This window comes from Microvirga sp. TS319 (assembly GCF_041276405.1).
GTDB lineage: Bacteria > Pseudomonadota > Alphaproteobacteria > Rhizobiales > Beijerinckiaceae > Microvirga.
On record NZ_JBGGGT010000002.1, the window covers coordinates 3,388,112 to 3,407,340 of the forward strand.

Sequence of the window (19,229 nt, forward strand, 5' to 3'; positions counted from 1 at the left end):
CCACGGCCGCCCCGCCCCTCGACATCGCCTCCCATCGTCATGGCCGCATCCGGTGCGGCCATCCACGTCTTGGAGGTCATGCGGTCAGAAGCGTCGATGCCCGGCAAGGCCGGGCATGAGGCCTTCACCCCTGCGCCAGGTACTGCTTGGCGAGGATCTTGCCCTCCTCCACCGCCGGCTGGTCGAACGGATCGACGCCAAGCGCATAGCCGGTGAGGATCGTCTCCAGCATGGAATGCATCAGCAGTTCGCCCACGGTGCGCTCGTCGAGCTTCTCGATGTGGATGCGCCGTGTCGGGCGGCCGTTCCGGGCGAGCGTATCGGCGGTTGCGCGGCCCTGGGCGGCCACCAGATCGCCGATGCGTTTGCCCCCGAAGCCCGCCTCTCCGGCGCGCTTGGCGAGCTTCTCGTCCATGAGCGGGCCCTTGCCGGCCACGTCCGTGGTCATGATGGTGAAGAGCTTGTCGTTGGGACCGGCGAGATAGAGCTGGAGCTGGCTGTGCTGATCCACCGGACCGATGGCGGCCACCGGCTGCGTGCCGTTGCCGTCCTTGCCGATGCTCTCGGCCCAGAGCTGCACCCACCAGCGGGTGAAGCGCTCCAGGCGATCCGCATAGGCCATGGTGACGGCGATGCCTTTGCCCTCTTGAGCGGCAGCCACGTTGAGCGCGGCGCCGAGGGCCGCCGGCGCATCCTTGGCGGCACTACCGTTGCGGAAGGGTTCATAGGCGTCGGCAGCGCCCTGGCGAATCGCCGCGATGTCGAGGCCGAGGACGGCTGCGGGCAGAAGGCCCACATTGGTGAGCACGGAATAGCGCCCGCCGATGCCCGTATGATGTTCCAGGAAACGCACGCCCTCCGGCTCAAGGAGGTCGCGCAGAGCGTTCCTGCCGCCGTCCTTTCGCGGCTCGGAGAGGCCCAGGATCACATCCTTGGGCATGGCCTTCAGGCCCGCCTTGTCGAGGGCGGACAGGACCGCGATGGTCTGCATCAGGGTCTCGCCCGTGCCGCCCGACTTCGAGATCGCCACGAAGCGCGTCGACGACAAAGGCAGCTTGTGCAGCACGTGGTCGAAGGTGATTGGGTCGAGATTGTCGAGGAAGTGAACCCGCGGACTTTCCGTGAAACGCCCGGCTCCCGGCACCGCGTAGTCCTTCAGCTGAGCGAGGGTCTGCCCACCCAGGCTCGAACCGCCGGTGCCGAGGAACACCACGTCCGTCGCGTCCAGGCGCAGCCGGGCGGCCGCCTCCTTGATGGAGGCGAGATCGTCCGTCGCGCGCGGCATATGGAGCAGGGGCAGGCGGCCCGACGCATCGTCCTCCGACAGCCGCTCCATGGCCTTGCCAACGGTCGCGAGGGCCGCCTCGAGCGCCCCCTGCGAAAGACCGCCCTCCCCGATGGTGGATGCCAGGGCGAGATCAATCGATTGCTGCAGGGCCATGCGGGTACTCTCCGACTCGTTTCATAGGAAAGCGAAACTTTAGGGCCGGACAGGGTGGTCGGCTAGAGGCTTGTCCCCTCGGACGGCAAAAGCGGGCGCTCGCTCGATCCGTCCGGGCTCCATGGAGGGAGAGCCCGACGTATTCATTTGCAGTATAACATTTCGCCTACGCCAAGGTCCACGGCACACTCAGAAAGAGAGCCGATGGCCCGCTAGAGCATCGGACGTGAGTTCGACGTCGCGTCCGACGCTGTAGGACAGGCAGGTCTAAAGCCCCGTCGGGCGTCCCGCGATGACGGTCAGCATCCTGCCGTCGCCGAAGATGCGGTCGGCCGCCTTGCGGATATCGGCCTGCGTGACCGCGGCCACTAATGGGTTGCGACGCCCGATATAGTCGATCCCGAGGTCCTCGAACGCGATCTGCGCGAGGGTATGGGCGATCTTCGTCGAGGTGTCGAAACCGAGAGCATAGGAGCCGATGAGGTAATCCTTCGCCTTCTGCAACTCCTCGTCGGAGGGACCTTCCTCCTTGAGACGCGCCATTTCGCTCCCGATCACATCGAGGCATTCCACCACGCGCTCGTTCTTGGTGGCGGTATAGCCCCAGGTCATGGTGGCGGCGCGATAACTGACGAGCGAGGTGCCGACGCTGTAGGCGAGGCCGCGCTTCTCGCGCACCTCCTGGAAAAGGCGCGACGTGAAGGAACCGCCGCCGAAGATGTGGTTCAGCACGTAGGCGGGGATGAATCCTGGATCGCGCCACGCGATGCCGGGCGTGCCGAACCGGATGACGGATTGCGGCACGTCGATGTCGACGAGGATGCGCGAGCCGACCTTCTGGAGGGATGCCGTCTCGATGACGGAGAGCGGCTTCGCCTCGGGCAGCGCACCGAAGACGTTGTCGAGCAGCGCCGAGAGATTGTCGGCCGAAATGGCGCCGACGACGGCGATCTTCACGCGGCCGCGCGCGATCATGGCGCGATGCATCGCCATGAGGTCGTCCCGCGTAATCGCCGCCACGCTCTCGGGCGTGCCCGAGGTGGGGCGCCCATAAGGATGGCCCGCAAAACCCTCCTCGAAGAAGCGGCGTGTCGCCATGACGCCCGGATCATTCTGCTGGTAGCGCAGGCCCGCGATGGTCTGAGCGCGCACGCGCTCGATGGCGTCCTGGTCGAAGCGCGGTTCGACGAGGGCGAGCCGCAAAAGCTCGAAGGCTTCGTCCGCATGCTTCACGAGCGTCTTCAGCGAGCCGCCGATCGCGTCGTTGCCCGCGTTGAAGGACAGCTCGATCGCACGCGCGGCGAGGCGCTCCTGAAAGGCGTCGGAATCGTACTCGCCCGCGCCCTCGTCGAGCAGGCGCGCCAGCATTTGCGCCACACCCGGCTTGTCGGCCGGATCATGCGCGGAGCCGCCTTCGAAAATGAAGGAGACGGCAATCAGCGGGACCACGTCTGATTCGACGTGCCAGGCCTCGACGCCGGCCGCGGAGGTCAGGGCCTTCACGGTCGTGGGGGACGAGGACAGGGTTTCAATGGAAGCGGTCATCTTTCCCTCGAATCTCAGGCAGGCGGTCAGGATGCCGACTTCTGCAGATAGCCCGTCACGGAGCGGCGGGCGACGAGATAGCGCTCGGCGGCGGAAGCGAGATCCTCCTTGAGCACGGTTTCGATTTCCACGGGCCAGCGGCGCACGTCCTCGATCGTCTCTCCGATGGCGAGAGCCGAACCGTAGATGCGTGCGAGCGATGACTGGCTGTCAGTGGAATAGATCGTCTCGGCCACGAGACGGGTCTTGGCGCGCTCGATGGAATCGGAATCGAGCGCCTCGGCGGGAATGGTCTTCAGCACCGCGTCCACCGCCTCTTCGAGCGCGGACAGGGAGACGCCTTCGGCCGGAACCGCGTAGACGCAGAAGCGCGTGTCCTCCATGGCGGAGGACATGTACCACGCGCCGGCATTCACCGCGACGCCGCGCTCCATCACGAGCTTGCGGTAGAGATAGGATGTGGGGCCGCCGCCGATCACCTCGGCGAGAAGCTCGAGCGCATAGCAGTCGCGATGCGTCGCCGTGCGGCAGGACGGCACGAGGTACAGCCGCTGCAGCGTCGGCTGCTCGACCTTCGGATCGGCCACCGTGATATGGCGCGCCGCCACCGGCTCGGGCTCGCGCGGGCGCACGCGCACCGGGCGCTTGCCCTGCGGGCCGATACGGCCGTAGGTGGCATCCGCGAGACGACGGACCTCGTCGGCCGTGACGTCGCCAGCTACGACCAGAATGGCGTTCTCGGGCGTATAGAAGCGCTTGTAGTAATCAAGCGCATGCTCCCGGTTGAGCGTCTCGATCTCGTGCATCCAGCCGATGATCGGAATGCCGTAAGGGTGGTGCACGAAGAGTGAAGCGGCCATCGCCTCGGACAGCTGCGCGGACGGATCGGTCTCCACGCGCATGCGGCGCTCTTCCAGCACCACGTCGCGCTCGGGGCCGATCACTGATTCCTCGAGCAGCAGATTGGTCATGCGGTCCGATTCGAACTCCATCATGACCTTCAGGTTCTCGCGCGCGACGCGCTGGAAATACGCAGTGTAGTCGAACGACGTGAAGGCGTTCTCCTGGCCGCCGAGGCCGGACACCACTTTCGAGAACTCACCCGCCGGGTGTTTCTCCGTGCCCTTGAACATCAGGTGCTCAAGGAAATGCGCGATGCCCGATTGCCCGATCGGATCATCGGCCGAACCGTTGCGATACCACACCATATGCGTCGCGACGGGCGCGCGATGATCGGGAATCACCACGACATCGAGGCCGTTGTCCAGGGTGAAGGAGGACAGATTCGGGCCGCTGCCTTCCGTGCGCCCGAAGGACGAGGCGTCGGCTCTGAGGATGGGCTTGGAGGCAGTCTTCATAATGGTTCAACCTTGGAAGCATCAAAACGTTTCGTAGGGTGATTCCTACGGGATAGTCTAATCGGGGACGCAAGCAAGCGAGGCAGGACACCTTTCGGTGCGACATGGTTTTGCGCCTGCGGACCTCAAGCAGGCTTGGCTTTGCGAGGTCCCTAGAACGTTTTCAGGCGAAGCGGGTGAAACCCGTTCGCCTGAAAATGAAGGAAAAGATGCGGTGCGGTACTACCTGCGCTGCTGCTGTTGCTGGATGAAAGCCTGCGCGCTGTCGGGGTCCCCCGTTGGCTTCGGATCGGCGGATGCCTTGAGAGGCGCACCGGGCGCGGCCTTCAGGAGATTGGCCGGCGGATCGCTCAGATAACGGCGCTCCAGGCCGTCTCCTTGGAGCTCCGCCTTCTGGTTCGTTCCGAACGCGCGCAACTCGTCCGGCGTCATGCGGCTGTTTTCCTTGCCCCAGCCTCCGGAAGGCTGCGGAAGGGAGTCGCGGCTGTTGGGATTGCGGCCGGCGCGGATCTCTTCGATGGACAGCCGCTTGCCTTCGCTGAGCTTGTAGAGCTCGGATTCCGTGTAGGGCGTCTTGGCTTCCTTCGCGGCCTTGCGGCGGGCCGCCACGTCCGGGTCCTTCGGCCAGTTGGCGTTGGTGGCCTCGGCGCCGTGCGACGCCACCGGAGGCGGGAGATCCATCTTGGGCGGCAGCACCAGAGGCGCGCGCTCATTGTAGATGATAGGATCTTTCTCCTTGGGAATGATGCCGATGCTGCCGAGCAGGCTCTTCACGGCCTCGCCCTCCTGCGCCAAAGCGGAGGATGCGGCCACCAGGAGCGCCAGCGCCCCCGCGAAGCCAAAAATTCTCATTCCCTTCATGGCACACCCACCATTGTGTCTCGTTATGTCTGGAACGCCTGATCGCTCTTTTGGGCGAACATATGGCAGCTTGACAGACAGACGGGGTTACCGGCCCCGTCGCCCTTCCAGAACGAAGGAGTCATAAAGCAATCCAATGACACCCGCAACGATGGCCGCATCGGCCACGTTGAAAACGTACCAGGACCAGTCCCCGACATGGAACTGGATGAAATCGAACACGGCTCCGTACCACAGCCGGTCGATGACGTTGCCGATCGCCCCGCCCACGATCAGCCCGAGGGACGCCGCCAGGAGCTTCGCCCTGGTGCGTCGGATCCAGACGGACAAGCCGATGGCGGCCAGAATCGAGACGATGATCAGGACCCAGCGCCCGAGATCCCCGTCCTGCTGGAAGAGACCGTAGGAGATGCCGCGATTCCAGACCACGATCAGCTTGAGGAACGGGGTCAGCACGATGGGCTCGTTGATCGGCAGATCGAGAACCCGATAGGCGTAGATCTTCGTGGCCTGATCGAGGATCAGGGTGATCAAGGCCAATGAAAATCCCAGGATCGGCGCCACTGAAAGCCCGTTCCGGGCCGTGCGGCCGCCGCCCCTGGAGACGCGGGGTTTGGCCGCCGCGCGGGAGCGCTGCGCCGCCGAGGAGGGAGCGCTCGAAGCCGGCGCCTGGGAGTTTTCGTCGTTGATCATTCGGCAGCCGCCTTCAGCCGGTCCCACTCACGAAGGGCTTCCGCATCCCGTGGCGTCACGTCCGGGTAATCCGGATCGCTGCCCACCTCGGGCGTGACTTTCCAGGAGCGGGCGCATTTGCGGCCTTGGGCGAGTTCCGGCACCACGGCCACGCCCTTTACGTCCTCGAGCCGGAACGCCTCCGCGGGCCCCTCGCCCTGCACCACCTGGATGGCCGAGGTGATGCAGATCTCGGCCATGTCGAGTCCCTGCACGGCCTCGAAGAGGCCCTGGTCGGCGATGATCACGAGGGGAGCCGCCTCCAGGCTCGCGCCGATGCGCTTCTGCGCGCGCTCGATCTCCAGCGCGCCGGTGACGACGCGGCGCACGCGGCGCACCTTCGCCCAGCGCTCTGCCAGCGCGTCGTTGCGCCATTCGGGCTGCACCTGCGGGAACGTCTCCAGATGCACGGATTCCGCATTCGGGAAGCGCGCGAGCCACGCCTCCTCGGCCGTGAAGGCGAGGATCGGCGCGATCCAGGCCACCACGCAGCGGAAGGTCTGGTCGATCACGGTCAGCGCGCTCTTGCGCGCGACGCTCGAGATGGGATCGCAGTAGAGCGTGTCCTTGCGAACGTCGAAGTAGAACGCCGACAGGTCCGTGGTCATGAACGAGTTGAGGAGGGCCACGACGCGCTTGTAGTCGTAGTTCGCGTAGGCCTCGCGCATCTCGCCATCGAGCTCCACGAGACGATGCAGCACGAAGCGCTCCAGCTCCGGCATCGCGCCGAACGCGACCTTGTCCGCTTCGCGGAAATGGGCGAGCGAACCCAGCATCCAGCGGATCGTATTGCGCAGCTTGCGGTACGTTTCCGCCGTCGTCTTGATGATCTCGGGCCCGATGCGCTGGTCGTCCCAGTAATCGACCGAAGCCGTCCACAGGCGCAGGATGTCGGCGCCGTATTCCTTGATAATCGCCTGCGGGGCGACCGTGTTGCCCAGAGATTTGGACATCTTGCGGCCCTGCTCGTCGAGCGTGAAGCCGTGCGTCACCACGATGTCGTAAGGCGCGCGGCCGCGCGTGCCGCAGCTCTCGAGCAGCGACGAGTGAAACCAGCCGCGATGCTGATCCGACCCTTCGAGATACATGACGCGGTCGGGGCCCCCGTCGACCTTGCGACGAACCTGCAGGTCCGGGCGCTTCTCCAGCGCGAAGGCGTGCGTGCAGCCGGAATCGAACCACACGTCGAGAATGTCGTTCACCTTCTCGAATTCGTTCAGATCGTAGCCGCCCGCTTTCAGGAATCGCGAACCGTCATCCGCATACCACGCATCCGCGCCTTCCTTCTCGAAGGCCTCGGCGATGGCCTCGTTCACACGCTCGTCCTTCAGGATCTCGTTGGTGCCCTTCTTTACGAAGACCGCGATCGGAACGCCCCAGGCGCGCTGGCGCGACACCACCCAGTCGGGACGGTTGGCGATCATGCCCGTGATGCGGTTCTCGCCCGATTCCGGCACCCATTGCACGCTCTCGATGCCGTTGAGCGCGCGCTGGCGAAGGGTATCGCCGTGAGCGTCGAGCGGCTTGTCCATCGAGATGAACCATTGCGGCGTATTGCGGAAGATGAGCGGACCCTTGGAGCGCCACGAATGCGGATACTGATGCTTCAGGCGGCCGCGCGCGATCAGCGCGCCGACTTCCACGAGTTTCCTGATCACCGCTTCGTTCGCGCCCGCGTCCTTGCCCTTGTCGTCGTAGATGCGCTCGCCGGCAAAGAACGGCACGTCGGGGAAATAGGACGAGTCGGGCGCTACCGTGTGCGGCACCTCTTTCGTGCCGCAGGCGGCGAACACGTCGCGATGCTTCACATACGTGTTGTAGTCGTCCGCGCCGTGGCCCGGGGCGGTGTGCACGAAGCCCGTGCCCGCATCGTCGGTGACGTAATCGGCTGGCAGCACCGGTACCGCGAAGTCCCAGTAGCCGTTTGCGCCCTCCAGGCCTCGGAACGGATGCGCGCAGCGCTCGATCATCACCGGCAGCACGTCCTTGATGCGCTCGTAGCCGGCGACGCGCGCGGCCTTGAACACGTCGGCCGCGAGCTTGTCGGCCACGATCAGGCGGTCGCCGACCCGCGCCCAGTTGTCCTCGGCGGCTTCCGTCACCGTGTAGAGGCCGTAGGCGATGGTCTCGCCATAGGCGATGGCGCGGTTCGCCGGGATCGTCCAGGGCGTGGTGGTCCAGATCACGACCGATGCGCCCTCGAGATCGGCGTCGAGCGTATTGGTGACCTTGAACTTCACCCAGATCGTGGTCGAGGTCTTCTCGTGATATTCCACCTCGGCCTCGGCGAGAGCGGTCCTCTCGACCGAGGACCACATGACCGGCTTCGAGCCGCGATAGAGCTGGTCGCTCGTCGCGAACTTGATGATCTCGCGGGCGATCTGCGCTTCCGCGTCGTAGGACATGGTGAGGTAGGGATGCGCCCAGTCGCCGCCGACGCCGAGGCGCTTGAACTCCTCGCGCTGGACATCGATCCACTTCTCCGCGAAGGCGCGGCATTCGCGGCGGAACTCGACGATCGGCACCTCGTCCTTGTTCTTGCCCTTGGCCCGGTATTCCTCCTCGATCTTCCACTCGATGGGAAGGCCGTGGCAGTCCCAGCCCGGCACATAGTTGGAGTCGAAGCCGAGCATTCCCTGCGAGCGGACGATCAGGTCCTTCAGGATCTTGTTGAGGGCGTGGCCGATATGGATGTTGCCGTTGGCATAGGGAGGCCCGTCGTGCAGCACGAAGCGCGTCCGGCCCTTCTGGACCTCGCGCAGGCGCTCGTAGAGCTTCATCTCGTTCCAGCGCTCCAGGAGGATCGGCTCGCGCTGGGGCAGCCCTGCCCGCATCGGAAACTCGGTCTGAGGCAGGAAAAGGGTTTCGGAATAGTCGCGAGCGGCGCTCTCAGGTCTGTCGGTCATGACGGTCAATCGATCCAAGCGGCCCCTGATCCCGGGGCTCATTCAGGCTGTATGTGAGGCGAACGGCAAAGATCCCGGACCTTCGCGGATTACGCGAGGGCCGGGCCGATAATTCGCGAGGGCCGGACAAGGGCCGGGGCTTGAGCCTGAAAATCCATGGGCATGGGAGCCTTTTAGCAGCGCCGGGGAGGATAATAAAGCGTGGTGATTTGCGCCTGCGCTCCCTATCTTAGGGGCCAGAGCATCGGACACGGGAAGTGGAATCCACTTTTGGGATCAATCCGCTGCTCTCTCCTAGAAGAGCGCATCGTTGCGAGCGCAAAACCGGGTCCACTTTTCCGCACGATGCGCTAGATCGACACCAAGCCCACCAGGTTAGGATTGACCCATGGCAGACATGACCACCACGCGAGGCAGGCGCTCCGACGCGGGCTTCGACCTGACGCCCCCCTCGTCCGACGAATTGCGCAGGCTCGTGGACGATCTCGACGACGAAGAGCGCCGCGTTCTCCTTGACCACGGCACGGAACGTCCCTTCTGCGGCATCTTCAACGAGGCCAAGGAGAAGGGCACCTATTGCTGCCGCCTCTGCGGGCTGCCGCTCTTCAAGTCAGGCACGAAATTCGAATCCGGAACCGGCTGGCCGAGCTTCTTCAATCCCATCGACCGGAGCCACATCGCCTTCGTGCGCGACACGAGCTACGGCATGGTCCGCACGGAAATCCGCTGCGCCCGCTGCGAAGGCCATCTCGGCCACGTCTTCCCGGACGGCCCGCCCCCGACCGGCGAGCGCTATTGCATGAATTCGGTCTCGCTGCGCTTCGTAGCGGAAGGCGATCCGCTGCCGGACGAACTCGGCCGGGGCGCTCCCGAGGGGGACGTGCTCGCCTAACCGATCATCGACGGGGCCGGGTCGTCCTTCAAGATCCGCCTGGCCGCGTCCGAATCCCGGTCCATCTGCGCGATTAGCGCCTCGATCGTTTCGAAGCGCTCCTCGCCGCGGATCCAACCGACGAACTCCACGTCGAACGTCCGGCCGTAGAGATCACCTTCGAAATCGAAGAGGTGCGTTTCCAGCAGGGGCGCGCCGTTGTCGAAGGTGGGGCGCCGGCCGAAGCTGGCGACTCCGTCGACCGGCCGGCCCTCCACCGACGCCCGCACGGCATAGATGCCGTGGCGCAACCGGCAATCGTCGGGAAGACGCATGTTGGCCGTCGGATAGCCGAGTTCCCTGCCCCGCTTGTCTCCGTGCCGGACCTGGGCGCGGACGAACCAGCGGTAGCCCAGGAGCGCGTTGGCCCGTGCGATGTCGCCCGCCTCCAGGGCTGCGCGGATCGCGCTGGAGGAGACGGGCTCCGTCCCTTCCACGACGGCGGGGGCGATGAAGCAATCAAGGCCCCGGTTCCGGCACAGGTCGTTCATCCGCTCCGGAGTTCCCTCGCGTCCGCGCCCGAAATGGAAATCGTGGCCGATGACGACGCCGGAGAGGCCGAGATCCCGGGCCAGAAGGTCGACGAACTCCTCCGGACCGAGGGCGGCGAGCCTCTGGTCGAAGCGGAGCACGAAAGCCCCGGCCAGGCCGAGGCGCGCGAAGATCTCAAGCTTGACCGGTTCCGGAGTCAGCCGGAACAGCGGCCTGTCCGGCTGGAAGAAGAGGCGTGGATGCGGCTCGAAGGTGACGGCCGCCGCCGGACGGCCGGAGCGCAGGGCCATTTCGAGCAGGTGCCGATGCCCGCGATGCACGCCGTCGAAATTACCGATCGCCGCCACGGCCCCCTTGAGCGTCCCGGGCACGGGGTCCCCGTCGCGGCAGACCGCGAAGGAGGACGGGACCGGTGTGAGAGCTTTATCGGAGGGCATGAAGCGGGTCTCTACCTCAACCGGCTGCAGCGTCAAGGATCCTCTCAGGCTTCCCAGGACAGCACATCCGTGATGGCGGTCGGCATGACGGGCTGACGGTCGGCCCAATCCTGCACATGGTCGGAGACGAGATCGCCCTTGTGAAGGCCGAGCTCCTCCGCGTGGATGCCGCGCGCCACCATCAGGGAATCGATGCCGAACCCGGACGCTCCGGCGATATCCGTCCGGATGGCGTCGCCCACGGCCAGGATGCGCGCCTTCGGAATGGAATGGTGGCCCAATCCCGACGCCACGGCGAGCGCCCGCTCATAGACCGGCGCGTGCGGCTTTCCGGCATAGAACACCGCCCCGCCCATCTCCTCGTAGGCGAGCGCGATCGTGCCGGCGCAGGGCAGGATCATATGGCCGCGCTCCACGATGAGATCGGGATTGGCGCAGACCATGAGAAGATCGCGGCGGCGCATGGCTTCGAGGCGCTCGCGGTAGTTCTCGACGGTCTCGCGCTCGTCGTCGTCGAAACCGGTGCAGACCACGTACTCCGCCTCAGAGATGGAGCCGAAACGCACGTTGAGACCGTCGTAGATCGGCATGTCCCGGGGCGGGCCAATGTGATGCACGATCTTGTCGATCCGCTCTTCGATGGCAAGCCGCGTCAGGTCGCCCGAGGTGACGATGGCGTCATAGGCCGTGCGCGGAACCTTGAAGCCGTCGAGCTGCGTGCCGACCGAATAGCCCGGGCGCGGAGCGTTGGAGACGAGAACGACGCGTCCGCCCTTGGCGCGGAAGCGCGTGAGCGCATCGCCCGCGGCCTCATAGGCCTTTACGCCATTGTGCAGCACGCCCCAGACGTCACACAGGATGAGGTCGTAATTCTCGGCGAGAGATTTCAGGCCCTCGACGAGAGCGGGACGGGAAGAGACGGTCATGGGATCTCGCTGGTAAGGAAACCGGGCGGGTAGGCCCTTGCGGCTCTCAAGTCAACCGGTTCGGCTCATCCGGCACGCTGCAGGCGGGACTGGGGTCCCTCCGGGGAAGCCTGGCGGGCGGCAGCCGCGGCCAGCACCTCGGCCCTGACCGCCCGCGGCGGGGAAAACGCGAAGCCCTGCGCCAGCGGCACGCCGAGATCGGCCAGAACCGGCACCATCTCCTCGTCCTCCACGTGCTCGGCCACCAGCTTGATGCCCTCGCGGCGCAAGGCCGAAGCGAAATCGCGCACGCCGAGTTCCGGCCCCAGGCGATGGCTCTCGTCGCGCCCGGCGGCCGCCAGCAGCTCCGCCGGCAGCTTCAGGAAGCGTACGCCCAGATCGGCGAGATCCCGGGCGTCGAAGCGGAGATCGGTCGCCGTGTCGAGGGAAAGAGGAACGCCCTTGGACCGCAGGGCGGCCAGAGCCTCCCGCCGGTCGGCATCGAGATCGCGCCAGCATTCCTGCGGGAATTCGAGGACGACCCGGCCCAGGACCTCGTGCGCGGTGTCCAGGATCCCCATCAGAGACCAGAGGAAGCCCGGCTCCCGCACGGCATGGGGCGTCAGGTTCATGCAGATGATCGCCTCGCTGCCCTTGGCGAGGAGGTGGTGGGCCACCGCCATCGCGCGGCTCAGGACCCTGCGGTCGAATTCGGGCGCGCGGCCCATGCGCTCGAGGACGCCGAGAAACTCCGACGGCCCGAGAAGCGTCCCGTCCGCAAGGCGCAGGCGCGCCAGGGCCTCGTAGAAGCGGATCCTGCGCTGGGGAAGCCCCACGATGGGCTGCAGGTGCAGCTCGATTCCATCCGCCTCGAAGGCCTGCATGATCTGCCGCATCCGGCGGATCTCTTCCTCCGGCTTGCGGGGCATGGGCTGCGGAACCGGCTGCGGAACCGGCCGATCCGCCGCGGCGGCATGAGGAGCGGTCTGGGGCAGCAGGACGGGAGCCACCCTCTCCGGACGGCCCTCTTCCCAGCTCTCCTGCCGGCCCTCCTGTCGGTCGCCCTCGAATGTCGGAGCGGCCTTCAGGTGGCCCTTCAGCTCGGCGACGTCCCGATGCTGGGTCGCGACGTTCTTTGCCAGCTCGCGCACCACGCCCCCGAGCAGGCCCACGGTCCCGGTCACTTCCGCCATGGTCGTGCGCAGGGCGGGTGTCGCCCCAGGGGCGGATTTCACGAGTCCTTCGAGCTTGGCGAGCCGGGCGCTCACATAAGCAAGGTCGTCCCGCGCAAGCCGGGCGGCGGCGAAAGCCTCGTCGGCCCTTTTCCAGGCCAGGACGAAGCCCGCGGAAGCCGCGATGCCGAGGAACGTCACCAGCGGCAGGATCGCAGCCGCTGGCAGGAACCCGACGGCCGCTCCCGCCATGGCAAGACTTGCGAGCCCGAGAGCGAACGATTTCGCTCGCTGCTCCTTATCGATATGGACCTTCTCGGTCACCATGGGTGCCCCCGCTCCCCTGGTTCGGCGAAAATCGGCGAATCAGCAATGCCGCGATGGTGGACGAAAAGAGTCCCAGGCCACAAGCGCTGCATTCCAACAATAGACAACAACTTTGCCACGCTTCCGCTTCCGGGCGCGTGGCGCGAGAAGGAGACCCCGATGGAAGAACCCCGCAAGGACCTTCTGATGCAGGTCGACGGCATGACCTGTCAGGGCTGCGTCAACGCGGTCACCAAGGCGATCCAGCGCCTCGATCCCGGCGCCCAGGTCGATGTGGACCTGGACCACGGCCGCGTTCATGTCGTCACCCATGCGCAAAGCATCGACGTCGCCCGCGCTCTCGATGCCGCGGGCTACGAAGCCCATGGCATGACAGGCTGACGCGGGGCTTGCCCTTGCGGAGCGCTCTGCCCGCAGTTCCTTGGCGGCTATCGAAAACGGCTCTTAGGCTTCGCCGCGACAGTCGTTCTTGAGGGCGACGATGACCGCTCAGGCGTCGCGAGCCGCCAACGACATGTCATCCCCGAATGATCGTGATCCGGCCATGACGTTTTGTGGAGCATGGTTTCTTGATCAAGCCTTGCTCCCCGCCTTCACCATTCGATAGAACAATGTTTCAAAATCGAATGGTGGCCTCCATGCCCGTCGGCATCAAAAGGCGAATGTTCTCGAATTCCGACCTCGGACTTCTGGCTCTCGCACTCTATTGTCTCTTCGCCGCGGGCTTTTTCCTGATCGGCACGGGCGCAATCTGGCTTCGTTCATGGGGACCGGCGAAGTTTCAGACCTTTGCCGTTCCCGCCGGATCCATGACCCCTGCCCTCAATCCGGGGGACTATGTCCTGGGAGCCATGCATGCTTGGCAAACACCCAGACTGAAGCGGGGCGATCTCGTCTTCTTCCGCTTTCACATCGAGGCCGCCCATCCCGTCATCTGGATCAAGCGCGTTGTCGGCCTGCCGGGCGATCGGGTGCAGATGGCCTGGGGTCGCCTCTCCATCAATGGCACAATGGTCCCGCGCGAGCAGGTGAACGACGATGTGATCGACGATGCCGACGGTCGGCGCATCGAGGTGCGTCAATATGAAGAAACTCTTCCTGAGGGGAACAGCTATCGGATCATCGAGCGTGCCGGGGGCGGGACTTCTTACGGCACAACGAAAGCCGTTGACGTGCCTGAGGGCGAGGTCTTTGTGATGGGGGACAACCGGAACAATTCATCGGACAGCCGCGCCTTCGGCACCGTTCCGATAACCAATGTGATCGGGCACCCGATCCTGATTTACTGGTCGCAGGATCCGGGCCGGATCGGCTCCGTGCCGCGCTAGCGCATCATGCGGAGAAGTGGCCCCGGTTTTCGCTGACGCGGCCCTCCGGGTCCGCACAATCGATGCGCTCATCTAAGAAGGGATCATCGGAGGGATTCCCAAAAGGAGCAAATCCACTTTTCACGTCCGAGGTTCTAACCGCATCTACCCTTGCCCCTCTTGCCCGCACGGGTTAGGACGCAAGCACGTTTTTCCTCGATAACGGCTGTTGTTTGCACCCATGTCCAAGGCCGACAAGATCAAGGCCCGCGCGCCGCGCGGCTTTGCCGACCGCACCCCCGCCGATTTGTCCGCCACCGAGCGCATGCTCGCGGCGATCCGCGATTCTTATGAGCTTTACGGCTTCGAGGGCGTCGAGACGCCCTTCGTCGAGTACACGGACGCGCTGGGCAAGTTCCTCCCCGACCAGGACCGCCCGAACGAGGGCGTGTTCTCGTTCCAGGACGACGACGAGCAGTGGCTGTCGCTGCGCTACGACCTGACGGCGCCGCTCGCCCGCTACGTGGCCGAGAACTTCGACGCGCTCCCCAAGCCCTACCGCAGCTACCGCGTGGGCTGGGTCTTCCGTAACGAGAAGCCCGGGCCGGGCCGCTTCCGCCAGTTCATGCAGTTCGACGCGGATACGGTGGGCTCGGCCTCCGTCGCGGCGGATGCCGAGATCTGCATGATGGCCGCCGATACGCTGGAAAGGCTCGGGCTGAAGCGCGGCGATTACCTGATCAAGGTCAACAACCGCAAGGTTCTCGACGGCGTCCTCGAGGCCATCGGTCTCGGCGGCGAGACACAAGCCGGCCAGCGCCTCACCGTGCTGCGCGCCATCGACAAGCTCGACCGCCTCGGGCCCGAGGGCGTGAGCCAGCTTCTGGGCGCGGGCCGCAAGGACGAGAGCGGCGACTTCACCAAGGGGGCCCAGCTGTCCCCCGACGCCATCGAGCGCGTTCTCGCCTTCACGTCGGCCAAGGGCGAGAGCAACGCCGCGACGGTCGAGAACCTGCGCCAGGTCGTGGGCTCTTCGGCCAGAGGCCTCGAAGGCGCCGACGAGCTTGCCGAGATCGCAGCCCTCGTGGCCGCCTCCGGCTACGAGGACCGCGTGATCATCGATCCCTCCGTCGTGCGCGGCCTCGAATACTACACCGGCCCCGTCTACGAGGCGGAGCTGACCTTCCAGGTGCAGGACGAGGACGGGCGCCCGGTTCGGTTCGGCTCCGTCGGCGGCGGCGGGCGCTACGACGGCCTCGTCGGCCGTTTCCGCTCCGAGCCGGTTCCGGCGACGGGCTTCTCCATCGGCGTCTCGCGCCTGCTCTCGGCGCTCCAGATGATCAGGAGCCCCATCGTTTCCGGCGCCGACAGGCCCGGCCCGGTGGTGGTGCTCGTCATGGACAAGGATCAGATCGCCGCCTACCAGCGCATGGTCTCCGCCCTGCGCCGGGCGGGCATCCGCTCCGAGCTCTATCTCGGCTCGTCTGGCATGAAGGCGCAGATGAAATACGCCGACCGCCGCCAGAGCCCCTGCGTCATCATCCAGGGCTCCAACGAGCGCGACCGCGGCGAGGTGGAGATCAAGGACCTGATCGAGGGCGCCAAGGCGGCCCAGGCCATCGCCTCCAATGCGGAGTGGAAATCGGCCCGCCCCGCTCAGTTCTCCGTGGCGGAAGACAAGTTGGTGGACGCCGTCCGCGAGGTTCTGGGCCGGCATTTCGGGTAAGGCCCGGCCTGCCGGGAACTCCCACGCTTTCCTTGGGGTTGTCTTCTGAAGCTTGACTATCAGGAGACACCTATGGCGAAGGCCAAGAGCAAAGAGAAGAAGAGCGGCGACAAGAAGAGCACCGGCACGAAGCTGGCCAAGAAGGCCCGGAAGTCGGGCCTGATGGATCTGATCAACTCGGATCTCGGCCGTGAGATCCTGGCGGATGCGTTGATCGCGGCCGCAGGCGCGGCCGCCGCCGCCCTCACGAAAACCCGTACCGCCAAGAAGGCCGGCGCCGCCGCGGCCAGTGCGGGCTCTCACGGCGCGGACCTGACCCAGACCGCCGCCGGCGCCGTAGCCGGGGTCGTCACGGAGGCCGCCCGCCAGTTCCTGCCGGCCCGCATCACCGGCGCAGCGGAGGAAGACGACGCGCACGCCAAGACCGAGGGCGATGGCAGGAAGGTGAAATACGTCCACCGTTCCAGCGATCACAGCAAGCGCAAGACGTCGAAGGCCAAGGGCGATACGCCCCACAAGGAGTGATCGCCCGCTCACACGGTTCCGAACGACGCTCTCCCTCGTCATTCCCGGGCTTGCCCGGGGATCCATGTCTCTGAGGCGCCGAGCTTCTCAAGGCGTGGATGGCCGGATCAGGTCCGGCCATGACGAGAAAGGCCATGACGTCATGGCCATGACGGCCCACCCGATCTCCTCCGTTCACCCTTCCCACTGAAAACGGTCGCGTTCCCGGCCAAGCGTTGCTAGAGCATCGGTCTCAAAAGTGGATCTGCACTTTTGGGATTGCACCCGATGCTCCCTTCTTGGAAGGAGCGCATCGTTCCTGCGAAAAACCGGGTCCACTTTTTCGCACGATGCGCTAGAGAGCATGCCGGACAGAAGGATTAGGCGAAGCCAGTGACGGAGACCGATGCCATTGTCGCGCTGATCGCGCTTTTCGAGCGCGAGGGCTATGCGCGGGTCGAACCGCCGGTTCTGCAGCCTGCAGACGTGTTCATCGATCTTTCGGGCGAGGACATCCGGCGGCGCATGTTCGTGACGCAGGATGCCTCTGGCGCGGAGCTGTGTCTCAGGCCCGAATACACCATTCCGGTCTGCCTCCAGCATCTTTCCCATCGGGGAGCCCAGCCCTCGGGCTACGCCTATGGCGGCCCCGTCTTCCGAATGCGGCCGGGCGAAAGCGGCGAGTTCCTCCAGGCGGGCCTCGAATCCATCGGCCGGGCCGATGCCGCCGCGGCCGATGCGGAGATCCTCGGGCTCGCCCTGGAAGGCCTGGCCCTGTTCGGAGCCCCGGCCCCGGCCGTGAAGATCGGCGACATGGGGCTGCTCCATGCTCTCATCGACGCCCTCGGCGTCGCACCCGCCGCGAAGCGCCGCGTGATCCGGGCCATCGTGTCCGGCCAGGGCCTCGCGAGCCTCTCCGAGACCGAGGGGCCGGGCAGCCAGGAACACGCGGGCCTTCTCGCCGCCATCGAGGGCCAGGCCCCGCAGGCCGCGAAGGCCTTCGTGGAGGACATTCTCTCGATCGCGGGCATTGCCAGCGTCGGCGGCCGCAGCGCGGGGGAGATCGCCGAGCGCTTCCTGGCCCGCGCGGCAAACCGCTCCGGCCTGTCGGAGGAGGCCCGGCAGGTTCTGGAGCGCTATCTCACGATCGAAGGCGATCCGGACCAGGCGGCGGATGCGGTGCGGATGCTCGCCGGGGACGCGGGGCTCGATCTCGGCCCGGCCATCGGCCTCCTCGAGGAGCGCACCGGGTTCATGGCCGCGCGGGGCCTCGATGTCGGCTCCTTCTCGTTCGCCGCCACTTTCGCGCGCAACATCGACTATTATACCGGCTTCATCTTCGAGGTGCAGGACCCTCGCCGCAGCGACGGCAAGCCCGTCGTCGGCGGCGGGCGCTACGACCGCCTGCTGGAGCATCTCGGAGCCGACAGCCCGATCCCGGCGGTGGGCTGCTCCTTCTGGCTCGACCGTATCGCGCAGAGGCCCTGATGACCGTTTCCCCCCTCATTCTGGCGGTGCCTTCCAAGGGCCGCCTGCAGGAGAACGCGGCGGCGTTCTTCGCCCGTTCCGGCCTGGTCTTCTCCCAGTCGCGGGGCGCGCGCGACTATCGCGGCACGCTCAGGGGCGTGCCCGACGTGGAGGTGGCGTTCCTGTCCGCTTCCGAGATCGTGACGCAGCTCGCCTCGGGAGCGGTCCATCTCGGCATCACGGGCGAGGACCTGATCCGCGAGCAGATCGCGGATGCGGATGACGCCGTCGAGCTGCTCACCCCCCTCGGCTTCGGCCACGCCAATGTGGTGGTGGCCGTGCCGCAAGCCTGGATCGACGTGCGCGGCATGGCCGATCTCGACGAGGTCGCGGCCGATCTTCGCGCCCGCCACGGCCGCAAGATGCGGGTGGCCACGAAATACGTGAATCTCACCCGCCGCTTCTTCGCCGAGAAGGGCGTCGCCGATTACCGGATCGTCGAGAGCCTCGGTGCGACCGAAGGGGCACCGGGCGCAGGCTCGGCGGAGCTGATCGTGGACATCACCACGACGGGCGCCACCCTTGCGGCGAATGCCCTGAAGATCCTGGACGACGGCGTGATGCTGCGCTCGGAGGCCAATCTCGCCGCCTCCACCCGCGCGCCCTGGTCCGACCGGGCGCGCGCCGCCGCCACCGCCGTGCTCACGCGCATCGCGGCCGAGGAGGAGGCGCGCAACAGCCGCGAGATCCGCGCCGCGCTCGATCCGGCCAAGGCTCCTGCCCTCGCGGCCCTCGCGCGGGACTTCGACGCCACCCTGCCCTATGGCAATGCGCTTGGCCGGGAGATCGTGCTCCATTGCCGCGCCGCCGCGATGTTCGACATCGTGGGGGCCCTGCAGGGCATCGGGGCGCAGGACATCACCGTGCGTCCCTTCGACTACCTGTTCCGCCCCACCAATGCGCTGACGGAGCGGCTCCTGAAGCGGATCGGCTGACGGTCGCGACCTGGCGGTTCTTCACCGAGGCTTCAGCTTGTCCGTGATATCAGGGCCATAGGACAATATCGCTCGGGACGTTGCCTCCAGGGGCAAGTCCCCTTATGGTTCCGGCGAATTTTT

16 protein-coding genes are annotated in these 19,229 nt (G+C 66.1%); 7 read left to right on the forward strand and 9 right to left on the reverse strand.

Features of this window, described 5'->3' with window-relative positions:
• Nucleotides 1-124: 124 nt before the first annotated feature.
• The 6 genes from AB8841_RS25450 to ileS form a co-directional block, all read right to left on the reverse strand.
• Nucleotides 125-1,441, reverse strand: a complete 1,317-nt coding sequence (locus AB8841_RS25450) for a glucose-6-phosphate isomerase (protein WP_370438545.1) — start codon at nucleotides 1,439-1,441, stop codon at nucleotides 125-127.
• Nucleotides 1,442-1,708: 267 nt separating this feature from the next.
• Nucleotides 1,709-2,986, reverse strand: a complete 1,278-nt coding sequence (locus AB8841_RS25455) for a M16 family metallopeptidase (protein ID WP_370438546.1) — start codon at nucleotides 2,984-2,986, stop codon at nucleotides 1,709-1,711.
• Nucleotides 2,987-3,012: 26 nt separating this feature from the next.
• On the reverse strand, nucleotides 3,013-4,344 hold the full coding sequence (locus AB8841_RS25460; protein ID WP_370438547.1) for a M16 family metallopeptidase: 1,332 nt from the start codon (nucleotides 4,342-4,344) through the stop codon (nucleotides 3,013-3,015).
• A 222-nt stretch (nucleotides 4,345-4,566) separates the two neighbouring features.
• Nucleotides 4,567-5,196, reverse strand: coding sequence for a hypothetical protein (locus tag AB8841_RS25465; RefSeq protein ID WP_370438548.1), 630 nt, complete (start codon nucleotides 5,194-5,196; stop codon nucleotides 4,567-4,569).
• A 96-nt stretch (nucleotides 5,197-5,292) separates the two neighbouring features.
• Nucleotides 5,293-5,769, reverse strand: a complete 477-nt coding sequence (lspA, locus tag AB8841_RS25470; protein ID WP_370439366.1) for a signal peptidase II — start codon at nucleotides 5,767-5,769, stop codon at nucleotides 5,293-5,295.
• Between the two features lie 125 nt (nucleotides 5,770-5,894).
• The gene (ileS, locus tag AB8841_RS25475; RefSeq protein WP_370438549.1) at nucleotides 5,895-8,843 is read right to left on the reverse strand and encodes an isoleucine--tRNA ligase; all 2,949 of its coding nucleotides are present in this window, start codon (nucleotides 8,841-8,843) and stop codon (nucleotides 5,895-5,897) included.
• A 388-nt stretch (nucleotides 8,844-9,231) separates the two neighbouring features.
• Here ileS and msrB point away from each other — a divergent pair, with 388 nt between their 5' ends.
• Nucleotides 9,232-9,735, forward strand: a complete 504-nt coding sequence (msrB, locus tag AB8841_RS25480; protein WP_370438550.1) for a peptide-methionine (R)-S-oxide reductase MsrB — start codon at nucleotides 9,232-9,234, stop codon at nucleotides 9,733-9,735.
• Here msrB and AB8841_RS25485 read toward each other — a convergent pair.
• The 3 genes from AB8841_RS25485 to AB8841_RS25495 form a co-directional block, all read right to left on the reverse strand.
• A complete protein-coding gene (locus tag AB8841_RS25485) occupies nucleotides 9,732-10,703 on the reverse strand; it encodes a bifunctional riboflavin kinase/FAD synthetase (RefSeq protein WP_370438551.1) in 972 nt (323 codons plus the stop codon). The genes msrB and AB8841_RS25485 overlap by 4 nt on opposite strands.
• A 44-nt stretch (nucleotides 10,704-10,747) precedes the next feature.
• Entirely contained in the window at nucleotides 10,748-11,629 is an 882-nt protein-coding gene (locus tag AB8841_RS25490; protein WP_370438552.1) for a TIGR01459 family HAD-type hydrolase, read from the reverse strand.
• A 65-nt stretch (nucleotides 11,630-11,694) separates the two neighbouring features.
• On the reverse strand, nucleotides 11,695-13,107 hold the full coding sequence (locus AB8841_RS25495) for an EAL domain-containing protein (protein WP_370438553.1): 1,413 nt from the start codon (nucleotides 13,105-13,107) through the stop codon (nucleotides 11,695-11,697).
• Between the two features lie 159 nt (nucleotides 13,108-13,266).
• Here AB8841_RS25495 and AB8841_RS25500 point away from each other — a divergent pair, with 159 nt between their 5' ends.
• The 6 genes from AB8841_RS25500 to hisG all read left to right on the forward strand — a co-directional run bounded on the left by AB8841_RS25500 (nucleotide 13,267) and on the right by hisG (nucleotide 19,106).
• Complete coding sequence (locus tag AB8841_RS25500) at nucleotides 13,267-13,488, forward strand: heavy-metal-associated domain-containing protein (protein WP_370438554.1); 222 nt, start codon at nucleotides 13,267-13,269, stop codon at nucleotides 13,486-13,488.
• A 257-nt stretch (nucleotides 13,489-13,745) separates the two neighbouring features.
• Nucleotides 13,746-14,435 carry a signal peptidase I gene (gene lepB / locus AB8841_RS25505; RefSeq protein WP_370438555.1) on the forward strand — a complete coding sequence of 230 codons (690 nt, stop codon included), beginning with the start codon at nucleotides 13,746-13,748 and terminating at the stop codon, nucleotides 14,433-14,435.
• Between the two features lie 220 nt (nucleotides 14,436-14,655).
• Nucleotides 14,656-16,140: a histidine--tRNA ligase gene (gene hisS / locus AB8841_RS25510; RefSeq protein ID WP_370438556.1), complete on the forward strand. Its 1,485-nt coding sequence runs from the start codon at nucleotides 14,656-14,658 to the stop codon at nucleotides 16,138-16,140.
• Between the two features lie 72 nt (nucleotides 16,141-16,212).
• Nucleotides 16,213-16,665: a hypothetical protein gene (locus AB8841_RS25515; RefSeq protein WP_370438557.1), complete on the forward strand. Its 453-nt coding sequence runs from the start codon at nucleotides 16,213-16,215 to the stop codon at nucleotides 16,663-16,665.
• Nucleotides 16,666-17,037: 372 nt separating this feature from the next.
• Nucleotides 17,038-18,132, forward strand: a complete 1,095-nt coding sequence (locus tag AB8841_RS25520) for an ATP phosphoribosyltransferase regulatory subunit (protein WP_370438558.1) — start codon at nucleotides 17,038-17,040, stop codon at nucleotides 18,130-18,132.
• On the forward strand, nucleotides 18,132-19,106 hold the full coding sequence (gene hisG / locus AB8841_RS25525; protein ID WP_370438559.1) for an ATP phosphoribosyltransferase: 975 nt from the start codon (nucleotides 18,132-18,134) through the stop codon (nucleotides 19,104-19,106). The genes AB8841_RS25520 and hisG overlap by 1 nt, the downstream gene beginning before the upstream one ends.
• Nucleotides 19,107-19,229: the final 123 nt, after the last annotated feature.